At 38.3% G+C, this 13,688-nt stretch carries 10 protein-coding genes and 1 tRNA gene; 5 read left to right on the top strand and 6 right to left on the bottom strand.

The window, feature by feature from the left end:
- Positions 1–31: 31 nt before the first annotated feature.
- Positions 32–979, top strand: coding sequence for an MlaD family protein (locus tag B3297_RS10570; RefSeq protein WP_046673953.1), 948 nt, complete (start codon positions 32–34; stop codon positions 977–979).
- 168 nt (positions 980–1,147) lie between these two features.
- On the opposite strand, the gene B3297_RS10575 is transcribed toward B3297_RS10570, so the two are convergent.
- The 5 genes from B3297_RS10575 to B3297_RS10595 all read right to left on the bottom strand — a co-directional run bounded on the left by B3297_RS10575 (position 1,148) and on the right by B3297_RS10595 (position 6,334).
- The gene (locus B3297_RS10575) at positions 1,148–3,229 is read right to left on the bottom strand and encodes a S9 family peptidase (protein ID WP_115050747.1); all 2,082 of its coding nucleotides are present in this window, start codon (positions 3,227–3,229) and stop codon (positions 1,148–1,150) included.
- Between the two features lie 180 nt (positions 3,230–3,409).
- Positions 3,410–4,876 (bottom strand): cell envelope integrity protein CreD, encoded by a 1,467-nt coding sequence (gene creD, locus B3297_RS10580; protein WP_115049684.1) that lies wholly within the window; start codon positions 4,874–4,876, stop codon positions 3,410–3,412.
- A gap of 4 nt (positions 4,877–4,880) precedes the next feature.
- On the bottom strand, positions 4,881–5,372 hold the full coding sequence (locus B3297_RS10585) for a hypothetical protein (RefSeq protein ID WP_070564903.1): 492 nt from the start codon (positions 5,370–5,372) through the stop codon (positions 4,881–4,883).
- Positions 5,373–5,423: 51 nt separating this feature from the next.
- Positions 5,424–5,726: a winged helix-turn-helix domain-containing protein gene (locus B3297_RS10590; RefSeq protein ID WP_046673956.1), complete on the bottom strand. Its 303-nt coding sequence runs from the start codon at positions 5,724–5,726 to the stop codon at positions 5,424–5,426.
- Positions 5,723–6,334 (bottom strand): hypothetical protein, encoded by a 612-nt coding sequence (locus tag B3297_RS10595; RefSeq protein WP_070564906.1) that lies wholly within the window; start codon positions 6,332–6,334, stop codon positions 5,723–5,725. Before B3297_RS10595 ends, B3297_RS10590 begins: the two co-directional genes overlap by 4 nt.
- Before the next feature lie 149 nt (positions 6,335–6,483).
- Here B3297_RS10595 and B3297_RS10600 point away from each other — a divergent pair.
- The 3 genes from B3297_RS10600 (at position 6,484) to B3297_RS10610 (ending at position 8,252) form a co-directional block, all read left to right on the top strand.
- Positions 6,484–6,565, top strand: a tRNA-Leu gene (locus B3297_RS10600).
- Positions 6,566–6,633: 68 nt separating this feature from the next.
- Positions 6,634–7,959 (top strand): trigger factor, encoded by a 1,326-nt coding sequence (locus tag B3297_RS10605; protein ID WP_046673958.1) that lies wholly within the window; start codon positions 6,634–6,636, stop codon positions 7,957–7,959.
- Between the two features lie 134 nt (positions 7,960–8,093).
- Positions 8,094–8,252, top strand: a complete 159-nt coding sequence (locus B3297_RS10610; RefSeq protein ID WP_159332757.1) for a hypothetical protein — start codon at positions 8,094–8,096, stop codon at positions 8,250–8,252.
- On the opposite strand, the gene B3297_RS10615 is transcribed toward B3297_RS10610, so the two are convergent.
- Positions 8,245–12,624 (bottom strand): translocation/assembly module TamB domain-containing protein, encoded by a 4,380-nt coding sequence (locus B3297_RS10615; RefSeq protein WP_115049688.1) that lies wholly within the window; start codon positions 12,622–12,624, stop codon positions 8,245–8,247. The two genes, B3297_RS10610 and B3297_RS10615, sit on opposite strands and share 8 nt — an antisense overlap.
- 52 nt (positions 12,625–12,676) lie before the next feature.
- On the opposite strand from B3297_RS10615, the gene tsaD reads away from it, so the two are divergent.
- A complete protein-coding gene (gene tsaD / locus B3297_RS10620) occupies positions 12,677–13,678 on the top strand; it encodes a tRNA (adenosine(37)-N6)-threonylcarbamoyltransferase complex transferase subunit TsaD (RefSeq protein ID WP_046673959.1) in 1,002 nt (333 codons plus the stop codon).
- Positions 13,679–13,688 lie beyond the last annotated feature (10 nt).

Consider the following 13,688-nt stretch of genomic DNA (forward strand, 5'->3'; position numbering starts at 1 on the left):
AAATTAATGATCATTACTAAATAGATTATTTGTGAAAATTTCAAACGAGACAAAAGTCGGCATATTAGCAACAGTTGCGATAGTTTTATTATTTATTGGCTATAGCTTTCTAAAAGGAAATGATGTTTTTAGCAGCGACAACACATATTACACAACTTATGAAGCTGTCGATGGCCTAACTCCATCAAAACCTGTTTTAGTAAATGGTTATCAAATCGGTCGTGTATCAAAAATGATTCTCCTACCTGATGGCAAAATTAAGACAGAGTTCAAAATACACTCCCATTATGACGTTCCAAAGAATACAATTGCGCGGATTTCAAGCACAGATTTGTTGGGAAGTAAGGCCATTGTTTTCGAAATGGGCAACAGTAAGGAATTGGCAAAGGATGGAGACTTTTTAGCTTCAGGTGTCCAACCGAATATTATGGATAAGGTTGAACCCATTCAAAAACGGATTGAAACAATTACCATTAAACTGGATTCAACATTATCGGTTGTCAATAATGTCTTAGACAAACAATTTCAGGATGACTTTAAAAGAAGTATTCATAGCATTTCCACTTCTTTGAAAAATGTAGAAGGCATCACCAAAGATGTCGAAGGTCTAGTGGGGGATGAAAAGGGGAGACTCAATCGAATCATGGCCAATCTCGAATCAATTACATCCAATTTTTCACAAAATGGCGAGAAAATCAATGCGATCATGTCTAATCTGAATAATATTACCGATAAGGCCGCCCGATTGGATTTTGAACATACCATGAACAAAGTAAATGCCGCAGTCAATGATTTTCAGGAGATCACGGGAAAAATCAATAGTGGTAAAGGATCTATTGGTTTATTGTTAAATGACGAAGCGTTATATAATAATCTCAATAATGCTTCAAAGGAAATGGATAATTTGATGAAGGATGTGAAAGAGAAACCCGGGAAATATATCAAACTTTCCATCTTTGGAAAAAAAGGCGAGAAATAGATTTAGCAATCAGATCAAATGGGATACATAAAAAAGCCTGCATATTGCAGGCTTTTTGTTTTTATATGTCCACTCCCTGAGTAACGCTTTTTGGAATTTAAACAGGTGAAGGCCGACTTTGTCAGTTGCGAAAATACCTGATTTTACAAGCGGATTTTGCACATCTCGTTATAAAGTTTCCTTAAGCCAGGTAAAGAATTCTCTTTGCCAAACTTGTGCGTTTTGTCCTGACAGTACCCAGTGATTTTCATCAGGTAGGTAGACCAGGCGGCTCTTAATTTTTTTGAGCTGAGCCAATTGGAATGCCGCTAACCCTTGTCCGATTGGAACACGATAATCTTTTCCGCCTTGAAAGATTAAAATTGGTGTGTGCCAATTATTTGCTTTTTCAATGGGGTTGAATGCGGTATAGGATTTCTCATTTTTGCTATCCCAGTACGCCCCACCCAGTTCGTGATTGGCAAAAAAGAGTTCTTCTGTGGTACCGTACCAGCTTCTCATGTCGAATAAACCATTGTGCGCAATGAAAGTTTTGAAACGGTTTTGATGCACGCCAGCTAGCTGATAAACCGAGTACCCACCATAACTAGCTCCAATTGCCGCACGACGAGTTGTATCTACATAGGATTCTTTGGAGATATCGTCTATCGCTGTCAAGTAATCCCGGATTGGCTGACCGCCCCAGTCCTGAGAAATGGCTTCATTCCATTTTACACCCCAGCCAGGCATACCCCTGCGGTTTGGAGCGATGACAATATAGCCTTGTGATGCGATCAATTGTAAATTCCAACGGAAGGAGTAAAATTGCGTCAGGGCAGATTGAGGGCCGCCTTCACAGTAAAGTATGGTTGGATATTTTTTTGCAGGGTCAAAGTTTGGCGGATAGATTACCCATGAAAACAGATCGGCTCCATCGGATGCCTTTGCGATACGTTTTTCAATTTTGTTTTCGCTAATGCTTGCATATTTTGCATCGTTGACTTTAGTGACCGGAGTTAAAGATTTGGTTTTTAGATCAAAGCTGAAGATTTCGGTTGCACGGGTAAACTTTGTAGAGCTAACGATTAATTTGTCAGCTACTTGGCCTACAATACCGGTGATGTCAAAGTCACCTTCTGAAATTTGATGTATTTTTGGTAAACTTTTAGCTTTGATATTGGTCGGTACTTCAAGTTCAAATAATTGAACTGTGCCTTTCGTTGCAGCTGTAAAATAGATTTTCCGGTTGTCGTTGCTCCAGATAAAACTATTGACGGTACCATCCCAATGTGCTGTTAGGTTAAGTCGAATCGAGCTATTCTTATCAAATAGCATGATGTCATTTTTGTCCGATTCATAACCATCGGTCTTCATGCTGAGCCACGTTAGGCTTTTCCCATCGGGAGAATAGGTTGGGGCTGTATCATACCCATTCATTCCTTCTGTCAGGTTAGACGTCGTTCCGCTAGCGAGATCATAGCGATAAATATCGGTGTTGGTACTGACAGCATAATCTGTTCCGAATTTCTTTTTACAGACATAGAGCACTGCCTTGCTATCGGGAGACCAGGCAAAATCTTCTGCGCCACCAAATGGTGCCTGAGGGCTGTAGAAAGCTTGATCCTTTAATAGGTCTACCGGCTCGCCAACTTTACCATCAATATAACTCGCCACAAAAGGATGACTGAATTTGCCATCATTGAAGGTATCCCAATGTCTGTAGTCTAAGTTGTCATAGATATAAACGTCCGACTTTGGTAGTTCGGGATATTTATCTGTGCTGTGGTATTTTTTTACGAGCACGGACTGGCTGAAGAGTATTTGTTTTCCATCAGGAGAAAACTTGACATTTTCTAAAGCAATATCGCCATTCGTCAATTGAACTGCTTCAGCCTTAGATAGGTTCTTCTTCCATAACTGCCCCTTTAACAAATAAATGACGTCGCCATTTGGTTCGATCTGAACGACTGTTTCACCACCTTTTTGGTCGGTGAACTGACTGCTAGTCCCGTTTGTGAGTGAAACTGTATAGAGATTTTTTTCACTTGAATTGCTCTCCAGATTATAATTGGAAACACCGTATACCAATGTTTTGCCGTCTGCAGAAAGTCCTTCGGCCGAAACACGACCAAGGTCCCAAAGTGTAGTTGGGTTGATCGGTTGTGGCGATTCCGACACTAATTTGGAGTTATTTTTTCCGTCTTTGCTTTCTTGCGCATTGCTTAGGTTACACGCCATAATCGCTAATGTAAGTATTGTAAGTTTTTTCATCTGTTTAAACATATCTATGCCGCTGAAAAATTTCTTCGCAAGTTACAGAATTTGGTCATAAATGCTAAGTCGAGTAAAAAAATAGCCATCTCTTTCATTTAGAAATGGCTTATTAGAATTGTAAATCCTTATTTTTTTAATAGTATCTGAATTAATACCCAATAAAGTCGAAGACGTTGTTTATTGATCCACATGGCTATTATCAAATTGATACCAGTTTATTTTTGTTGAAACGCGCATCAAAATCGCCAAAATGATAAAGATGCCAATTGTTCCAGCGATAAGGGAATAATCCCGAAGTTGCATGAGGATATAGATAAAAAGATAAAATAAAGCCAGAATAGAACTCAGCAATAGCGCCGATTTCTGGTCTTTGGTAATTGATTTAATGAAACTGCCAATCAACATAACTGTAGCGACTGAAGCCGTTAAGTAAGCTAGATTAAATCCAATATGCTCGGATAGCGCGAGCAGCAATGTATAGAAAAGAACCATAGCTGCTCCAATCAGAATATATTGGATGATATGGATCCGTTTTTTCTTGATCACCTCGGTGAATAGGAGCGAAGTAAAGGTCAGGATGATAACTAAAATACCATATTTGGCGACCCGTGTTGTTTTTTGATAGTTATTGATATCTGGTAGGAAGTTAATTGTAATCATGTCTGCGTTATCCAATAGGTTATTTGCAGAGGCAATTGTAGTGCTGACGGCTTGTGCTGGCTTTTGCTCATTGCCCTCATTTCCATTTTCGAGGTTGTTATCGAACTGAAAGATCGAACGGGCATCGCCTGTCCATTGTTGCGGCAGCTTCCGACTGAAAGAAGGGATTTCCCAGGAAGCCGAAAAATTGGAGGTTTCGGTATTACGTTTGCCCGGTAAGAATGCACCTGTGAAACTTGGATTAGCCCAGTTACCCTTAGCCTGGATGTTTGTCTGATCACCCAGCGGAAGAAAATTCAATGATTTGGATCCTTTTAGATTTAGTTTTATCTTAAAACGATTGTCTGTTTTCTGCGGATCCAAAGGTACAGGACAGACTAAATTTTGTGTAAATAATTTGAGATTATTAAAGTCTGGGTCGAAAGTTAATTCATTGCCATCCCAATTCAAGGATGGGCGCTTGCCTAAGCCTTTAAAATCCTGGATGCCGAAAATAAGCTTACTGCCTTTCCAGTCAATTTGCTCATTTGGGATCTCGAGTTTTTCTAGGGATATTTTGTCAAAAGAACCGTCTAATGTGATGTTGCTGTTGTAAACTACGGCATTATAAATACCTCGAGAGAGATGCTGTGGCGTTATATCGGTTGTGATATTGGATGTTTTGGGTAATACAAATATCCATTTCAGCTCTTCTCTAAGGTTCGATTTTTCGGCTTTTTCGGCAGAAAGTGGTATAGTCTCGCGATAGGGGATAGCCAACACAGGACTGGAAATAACCTGCTCCTTTCCCCAGTTTAATGCAATACCGCCAGAAACTTCCTGTTCCCTATTTTTCCGTTCTTCTATTAAATCGCTTATTAACGAAAGTGGAATGAGCAATATCAGGGAAAGAAAGAAAATGACAAATAACTTTAGGACAGTGGAATTACTGATTTTCTCAAAAAATGACGATTGCTCTATCGATGATGAATTGTTGTAGTCCATGATTTTAGTTGTTTAAATCTATTTGAATATTTTTACTATATAAGGCAATTTGAAGCTCCGTTAATTGCCAATGAAGGATTTCTTTAAATTCTAAATGATGGAAGTTTTGGAGCGATCGACCTTTCTGAAAATGTCTTTTGTAATAACCGAAATGCTCGGGAAATAAGATTCCGCCAATAAAAATCATTGCCATAAGATAGAGGCTGATCTTTCCATTACCAAGTAAGAGGAATTGCATGGCAATTTCATCTTGTATCTCTGTTCCGGTTTCAGTCAGGATATGAAATACATCGTGATTTTCCAGTTTGGGCATGACATCGAAACCTTTACTTTCATAAAAGAGCCCCAGATTATGGCCGATGCTTCCAACGGGGTAGGTCATAAAATTTGCCTTAGATATTCCCCAAGCTTTTTTGTTCCATTTAAAGATGTCTGCATATACTTTGGAAGACCAATTATAGAGGTGCAGCATCAGTTTTAATCGAATTCCTTTCATTTAATCATGTTTTAAAAGTACTTTGATTTTCAAAGTAAATGAATAAAAAAATTATTTGTATTGTTGCTTTATTAAATTTTCAAGTGCAATAAGGTGATTTTCAAAGGCTTTAAGTCCTTTTGTCGTTCTTTTGTATCGGGTGTTCGGCTTCCGGTCTACAAAGCTTTTTTCGACACTAATGTATTCCTCTTTTTCCAATGTTTTTAGGTTGGAAGCAAGGTTACCGTCGGTTACATCCAACAATTCTTTCAATGAATTAAAATCATATTCTTCATTGGCAGCGAGAACACTCATAATTTGGAGGCGAACCCTGTTTTCAAATATTTTGTCATATAAGGAAAGATCTAATTTCACGATTCGTACTTTTTGTAAACGATAAAACCATAGATGATGTGTAGCACACCAAATCCTAATCCCCACAATAATAAGCCGTTGTCCGGGAAACATATACCAATCAAACCCAGGCAGATTTCCAGTATACCCAGGCCTTTTGCTTCTGCAAAGGTATAGATGCTACCCGCAGTCAGTGCCAGTCCATAAAAGATCAGGAGCATAGCAGCAATCAGCTGGTAGTAGCCTTGGACAAAAAACAACAAGGAAATCATGCCACCCGTTAGTAAGGGGATTGAAACTGCAAATAAAAGAGATTTGCTTGTAATGTTCCAAATCGACTGCTTATTTTTTCTCGCTTTTTTACGTGCCATTAGCCAGCCGGTCACCAGGGATGATAAGAGGACGATGAGCGCAATCATTAAAAACAGTAGGGGCTTATTCAGATTTTCGCCCAAGAGTAGCGCGGTACTTTCGGGTTGCTGTAGAATATAGTATCCCAATAGTGTTCCCAGCAAAGCATAACAGCCCATGAGTACACCTGATAATCCGCTTATTGAAACAAATTTGGACGATTTTTCCATTAATGATCTGATCTGTCCAAGTTCTCTAAATAAATCTTTCTGTTCCATAAAAGTACTTTGATATTCAAAGTAAATGAATAATAATGAATTATGCAAGGGGTTGGGAGAATATTGAAAAAAAATAAAAAAAAGAGTAGAAAATACTTGCAGGATATAGGTTTGGTTTCTATCTTTGTGGCATCAAAAGAAATCCTAATGCGGAAGTGGCGTAATTGGTAGCCGCACCAGACTTAGGATCTGGCGCCGCAAGGCGTGGGGGTTCGAGTCCCTTCTTCCGCACTTGATGTCCTCCCGAACTTAAAACCTCGGGAGGATTTTTTTATGAATGCGATATAGCTAAAAAGAGTATGAATATTTCACACGAGAATGTAGATGCAATCAATGCGGTAGTCAACGTCGCATTAGCACCTGAAGATTATAATCCTCAAGTCGACAAAGAGATTAAAGCGCAAGCTAAAAAAGCAAAATTACCAGGTTTCCGTCCAGGTCAAGTTCCTGTGGGACATATCAGACGTACTTATGGTAAATCTATTTTATTTGACGAGATCAATAAATTAGTGAATGAGAAAATCACCAATTATATTGCTGAAAATAAATTAGAAGTTTTAGGTCAACCACTTCCTTTGGAAGATGATGCACAATACAGCTGGGATTATAAAGACAATTTCAACTTCAAATATGAAATTGGTCTTGCTCCTGCTTTTGAATTGCCTTTTACTGCTGAGACTGAATTTACTTCGTACGAAATCAAAGCTGATGAAGAGACATTGGCAGATCGTATCAAGAACTTGCGTCGTAGCTATGGAAAAATGACTAATCCAGAAGTATCTGAAGAAGGTGATGTATTATATGCAACATTGAAACAAGATAAAGAGGAAGGTCTAGAAAAAACAACTTCTATCCGCACAGATATCGTAGAAGATGCTAAGATCAAAAAATCATTAGTTGGTCTTAAAAAGGACGATGTTGTTAAGATTGATGTTAAAAAAGCATTCAAAACTGAAGATTTAGCACGTATCTTAGGTATCACTGAAGAGGAAGCAACTGCTTTAGACGTCACTAAATTTGAATTGACTGTTAAGAATATCAACCGTTTAGAGGAAGCTGATCTAAACCAAGAATTTTTCGATAAATTATTCGCAGAAGGTGAAGTAACAGAAGAAGCTCAATTCACAGAAAAAGTGAAAGAAGAAGTTGAGAACTTATTCAAACAAAATTCAGATCAAAGATTACGTAATGATATGTATACTTTTGGTATGGAGAAAGTTGATGTATCTTTCCCTGAAGAATTCTTGAAAAGATGGTTGAAAGCAACTAACCCAAGCATTTCTGAAGAAGAATTGAACGAAGGTTTTGCTGACTTCTTGAACAACTTGAAATGGACAATCATCGAAAACCGCGTTGTTACTGAAAATGGTCTTGAAGTTAAATATGATGAAGTTATCAATTTAGCAAAAGAACGTATCTACGCGCAAATCAAGATGTATAACATCAACGAAGAACCTTCTGATGAGCAGTTGAACCAATTTGCAATTCAATTGTTGCAAGATAGAGAGCAAGGTAATCGTTTGTTCGAAGAAGCTAAAGCTTTAAAAGTATTTGATCACTTGAAAGGTTTAGTGAAATTGAATGCTACGGACATTGAATACAAAGAATTTGAGAAATTAGCATAAGCGAATTTTTTAAATAAAAAAAGAGTCCTTCCATTTATTTGGAGGGACTTTTTTATTGCAGTCCGGTAGCGGATTATACACTATTCGTTTATAGTTGTTCAGCTCATCCACAGATCGTCTGTATAGGAAGTTATATGACGCTGGAAAAGGTCGACTGGTGGAATCGAGGCGGAGCTCAGAATAGGCGCAATGCGGTTGGGATTAAAGGTGGACTGCCAAAATTGAAAGAAGCCTACTGGAATGGCAAGAGACCTATTGAAATAGCAAAGGGATTATTCAGCAAGCTTAATTGACCTTGCTTTTCTTTGTTTCAACAGGAGCTGTTGTAATCGTCTTCTTACCAAAAGGGAATAGCCTTTTCAAGAACTCCGAGAAGGTGTTGAATTCTTGCCGATAGAGTAGTCCGAAAGCACTAATATATTCGCCGTCATTGGGGCTAAGAAGAAAGTTGCGTGTATTTAGGCGATTGGAAGCACGTAGGACCAAGCGTCCATCCTTTCTTAAATAAAACATAGCCTCGGCATCGGTTGAGACCCGATCCGAAAACACATTCAAATCTGTTAGCGCCTGACTTCTACGGTCGGAGATACCGCCTGTCAAAACAAGTCTGTCGTTGAATAGACGTAGTGAGGCAGATGCGTCATTTAAAGATTTGATATTAATATCAAAGAAATTGATGTTTAGCGATTGGGCTATGATGTTGTTGATTTGGTTGAATGCTATTTCAGTTCCTGCAGATAGCAAAGTGTTATTGACTTCTTTACCAAAGTCTGTCTGTGTGCCAGGTGTAAAACTTCGTCTCACGATTAGACTAAGCGCCTGTTGATTGACATTGTTGGCATCTGAAAAGTATCCCTGCAGTTCATCCTTAACTCCGGGGTTTTGTGGAAAGTTGATGTCAAACGTGATTTCCGGCTGACTTAACTGCCCTTTTAGGATCATATCGGCCTGTGCCAATACACGTTCAGGGTTTTCTTCCCGGCCTGCAGCATTATACAACGGTGCTAAGCTTGTTCTTTGTTGGTAGATGGCATTGATATTAATGTTCGCTTCAGTTGGGTTTCCCGCCCATCGTACTGTTCCGCCTTCTTTGAGATCAAAAATCTTGTTGATATAATCTTGAGCGGTGAAATTGAATTTTCCGCTGTTTATAATAAAATCCCCAAACATTTCAAAATCTCCCAATGAAGATATCCGCATGTTGAGATTGCTATTTCCCCTTCCTGATAACTCGCCCATACTGGAGAATAGATTTATTTCTGCATTCGGGTTGATCAAGAGGTCCATATTCATCGTCAGACCGTTGAAATCTCGTTTCTTAACGTTTTTCTTTGTTTTGGTCGAGTCTTTCTCAATAAAGTAGATAAAGTCCGTATCTGATATTGTACTGGCACTATTAAAGGGAATATTAATAACGGTGTTTTCTTCGGATTTAGCCCGTATATTGATATTCATGGCAGACGTTAGTCCTTTAAACTGAAAAGTGCCCGAAGCGTAAGCAGTGCCATAATATACATTATTGTCCTTTATTGTGGTATTTAATACCAGGAAATTCTTCGTCTCTGCAGTTACATCGATATCGGGATCACTCAGTTTGTTGAGATCTACAACGCCATCAATGGTTGCTATATTGTTTTTGGGATCGTATACTTTTAGCCCTGTGAGAAAAATTCGGTTATTGGTAACCGCAATTTCGTCAGAAAGTCGGTAGGGTGTTTTGAGGTAATTGATAACCATCGAAGCATTATCCAATTTTCCGGAACCTGTAATTTTGGGGTTCAGGATATCGCCTTCGATATCGAGGTCTGCATTGACCTTGCCCTGAATATTGGATACCAGGCTTCGTAAAAAGGGCTGGAAAACAAACACATCTGTGTTTACGAGTTTAGCTTTGAGATTAAGCTTATTGTTTTCACTTAAATGGTTATAGGAACCTTGTAACTGAATTAATTTATTTCCTTCCTCTATCTTGCTGTCTAGTTTTACCAGTTGATTCTCGGGGTCGTAGTTGGCACTCAGGGCTAGTGAGCCGATGGGAATATTGTTATAGAGGATAGGTGAAGTTTTTATATTGGCTACAACAAATGCAGCTTTGAATACAGAATTAACTTCAATATTTCCGTTTAAGTTGCCGGAGAGATTGATGCCATGTGGCTTGGTAATACCATTTAAGGATGTAAGATTAAAGTCCTGAAATTTGAGATTGATCTGATCACTGACTTCGTTTGACAGGATGCCATCGATATGAACTTTTTGTTCGTCATGACTCAGCGTCAGTTTTTCAAAGTACCATTTTCCTTTCGATATTTTCAATTGCGCATCATTATTGACAAGCCACCGCTCTTTATTGATTAAGATATTCGATGGATAGAAATTGATATAGGCAGGTTTGGCATGGGCAAAGCGTATAACGCCATTGAGATCCAGACTATTGCTCGCTTCAAGTTCCGACATTTTGATGTTGAATTGTAAACTGTCGTTTGCCAAGGTGTTTGAAATATTGACGTTTTTAATATAGGTACTGTCGGTAAAATTGATGCGATCGATGGAGGTCTGCAATTCCATATTTTTCAAATTGGCATTTTGATCCACAATCAGGTGAGTTAGTCGAATACCATTGTATTTGAATTCAGGTGCGTAAAAATTAAAACTGGCCGTTTGTTTTTCACTTTCAAATTTTGCATTGAGCGTCGCACCACTGTCTAGAGCAATGTCTTTTCGGAAGAATGTTGCGATCGGTTTAAAAGAAGTTATATTAATATTCAGGTCAAAGTCCTGGCGATTAAAAATGTTGTTTTCAAACCCGATTGCCGGAGCGTAGCGCATAGCTAAAGCTTTAAAATAAGGAACGATTGTATTGAGGTCTATTCTTCCTTTAAGATCAATGTGTCCGATAGCCGACTGCAAGGTAAGGGAGCGTGCATTTTCATCTCCTTCGGCAAGGAAATTGATATCGCGGATGACGAATTGACCCTTAGAGGAAGTGAAATTGACACTGTCTGATTTAAATTCACCGGTAACATTATTGATGTTGTCCCCAATTAAACTGGTGTGGAATTTCGTGTTAATAATATTGATGGAATCCCCCTGAAAGAAGTTGAGCTTTTTTAGATTCGCTTGTTGGATATCAGCATCCAGGTGATAGTTGGGTTTGACAGACCAATCGATATCTGTGGTAAACTGTAGTTTTAAATTTGGATCATATATTTGCCCTGAAGCAAGAACTAACTGTTTAGCTGTATTTCCTTCAATTTGTATATGTTGATAGCTGTAATTCTTGAAATTGAAATTACTGAGATCTCCTTTTATCTTTAAGCTCAGTTTCTTGGGGTCGGTACCTGTTCCGTCAACCTGTAGGTTGAAGCCTGTAGTTCCCAGATCTTTTAGTTTTGTTATCCTACCTACATCGAACTTTTTAGATTGAAAATTTCCCGCATATTTTATTTCCTTCTGGATATCCAATAAGGCGTCCGCTTCAACATTACCGATTGCAGTCGTGAATACTCCCTTGGTCTTAAATTTATTGTATAGGCCATTTAGGCTACCTTTGAATGAAAATTTGTCGAATATCTGAACAATTTCAGGGAGTTTAAAATTTTTTAGATTGCCGAGATCGCTAATAACGTCATTTAAGTCTTTGTGCTCAGATGAAATTACTACACTGGGAACAATAAATTTAGTTTTGTCAATATCAGGTAGACCGATAATCTGAAGCTTACCTGCCAAACTGGTTTTTTTTCCAATTGTTAAATCGACCTGTGATGCGTTGATGGAAGATACCGTTCCTTCTAAATTTGCGCGCTTGATATTCACGTCAAATTTGACTTGGTGCATAGGAGAGGAAAAGAAAGCAATATCCTCGGAGTGAATACGGGAGTCCCGAACACGAAGTTTTACATGAACTTTATTGATGAAGTCCGAAAAATCGTCAAAGCTGTTGTAGCTAAGCTTGATGTAATTTTTGAATGTAGAACGGTTGGTGGCTAGCATAAGCTCGCTGAGTTCAATGCTTGTCTTGCTTACTGTCGTTTGTCCAAGAAGGCCTTTGATCACTAGACCTTTCTTTTCGCGCAGATTGAATGTCTTTATGTTCGCCGAAATTTGATTGGAATCTATTTTTATCTTATCAAAATGGGCGTTAAGTTTGGAAATACCTAAATCTCCAAAATCGACCACTTTATTGTAATGCTTACGTCTATGATTAACATAGCTAAATGTATTGTTCTTAATAATCAGTTCCTTTATATCGAAGATGATTTTTTTTGAACTTTTCTTTTTTTCTTTTTTAGGTGGGTTAAAGTAACGGATTAAAAATGAGATATTGGAGCTGTCCTGAAATTGCTCAAAAGTGGCTTCGGTATCTTCAATGGTTAGTTTGTTGATCACAATTTTGTTCAATTCAATGAATTGAGAAAGGTTGACGTTGGCTTCTAACCTTCCTGATTTTAATATTTCTTTTCCTTGTGGACTATAGAGTTGAAAATCTTCTACTACAATAGATTTAAAAGGTTTGAAATAGATGCTTTTGAGGCTTATTTTAGTGTTTAGTTCGTTGGATAAATAGTCGACAGCTTTTTGGGCAACATAATTTTGTACCGGTTTCAACTGTAGTGATAACGCCAATGCAAGCAGTATAATGAATATACTACCAAGGACTATTGACACTATTTTAATTATTTTTTTGATACTTTTGTATTAAAATTTATTACCTCAAGCTATGGCTATTATTTTAGGGATTGAATCCTCTTGTGATGAAACCTCCGCTTCTATCTGTATTAACGGTGAAATTCATTCAAATGTTATTGCAACTCAGGCAATCCACGCAAAATATGGTGGAGTGATTCCCGAGCTTGCTTCACGTGCTCATCAACAAAATATTATTCCAACAGTGGAAGAAGCCATTCGCCAAGCAAAAGTAAGCAAAAATCAAATAGATGCAGTGAGTTTTACGCGGGGGCCTGGATTATTAGGTGCACTTTTGGTTGGAACATCATTTGCAAAATCATTTGCACTTGCACAGAATATCCCTTTAATTGACATAAATCATATGCAGGCGCATATCCTGGCTCATTTTATTGAGGATCCGAAGCCGAATTTTCCGTTTTTATGTCTTACTGTTTCTGGTGGTCATACGCAAATTGTATTGGTGAAAGATTATTTTGAAATGGAACTTTTGGGAGAAACATTGGATGACGCGGCAGGGGAGGCTTTTGATAAAACAGCTAAAATCCTGAATCTACCTTATCCCGGTGGACCGCTTATCGATAAATTTGCAAGAGAAGGTAATTCAGCCGCTTATAAGCTGCCCGAACCACAGATTCCAGGTCTTAATTTTAGTTTTTCAGGATTGAAAACTGCGATATTGTATTTGGTTCAAGATCAATTGAAGCAGAACCCAGATTTTCTGACACACCATATGGCCGACTTATGTGCTAGTGTACAATCGCGTATTGTATCAATCCTACTAAATAAATTGAAGAAAGCAGCAAAGGAAACTGGTGTTAAGGATATTGCTATCGCGGGTGGCGTTTCGGCGAACTCTGGCCTGAGGCAAAGCTTAATTGAAATGGGCGAGAAATACAATTGGAGGGTGTTTATCCCAAAATTTGAATATTGTACCGATAATGCAGCGATGATTGCTATTGCAGGTTATCACAAGTTTTTAAAGAAAGATTTCGTTGGTCAGGACGTTGCTCCTATGGCTAGGATGCATCTGTAGTTAATACGGG

Source organism: Sphingobacterium sp. UBA3519, assembly GCF_002377215.1.
GTDB classification, from domain to species: domain Bacteria; phylum Bacteroidota; class Bacteroidia; order Sphingobacteriales; family Sphingobacteriaceae; genus Sphingobacterium; species Sphingobacterium multivorum.

Excerpts from the sequence above, each read along its gene's own strand:
- B3297_RS10575 (WP_115050747.1), bottom strand. The coding sequence starts at position 3,229 with ATGAAAAAACTTACAATACTTACATTAGCGATTATGGCGTGTAACCTA.
- creD (WP_115049684.1), bottom strand. The coding sequence starts at position 4,876 with ATGGACTACAACAATTCATCATCGATAGAGCAATCGTCATTTTTTGAG.
- B3297_RS10585 (WP_070564903.1), bottom strand. The coding sequence starts at position 5,372 with ATGAAAGGAATTCGATTAAAACTGATGCTGCACCTCTATAATTGGTCT.
- B3297_RS10595 (WP_070564906.1), bottom strand. The coding sequence starts at position 6,334 with ATGGAACAGAAAGATTTATTTAGAGAACTTGGACAGATCAGATCATTA.
- B3297_RS10605 (WP_046673958.1), top strand. The coding sequence starts at position 6,634 with ATGAATATTTCACACGAGAATGTAGATGCAATCAATGCGGTAGTCAAC.
- B3297_RS10610 (WP_159332757.1), top strand. The coding sequence starts at position 8,094 with ATGACGCTGGAAAAGGTCGACTGGTGGAATCGAGGCGGAGCTCAGAAT.
- tsaD (WP_046673959.1), top strand. The coding sequence starts at position 12,677 with ATGGCTATTATTTTAGGGATTGAATCCTCTTGTGATGAAACCTCCGCT.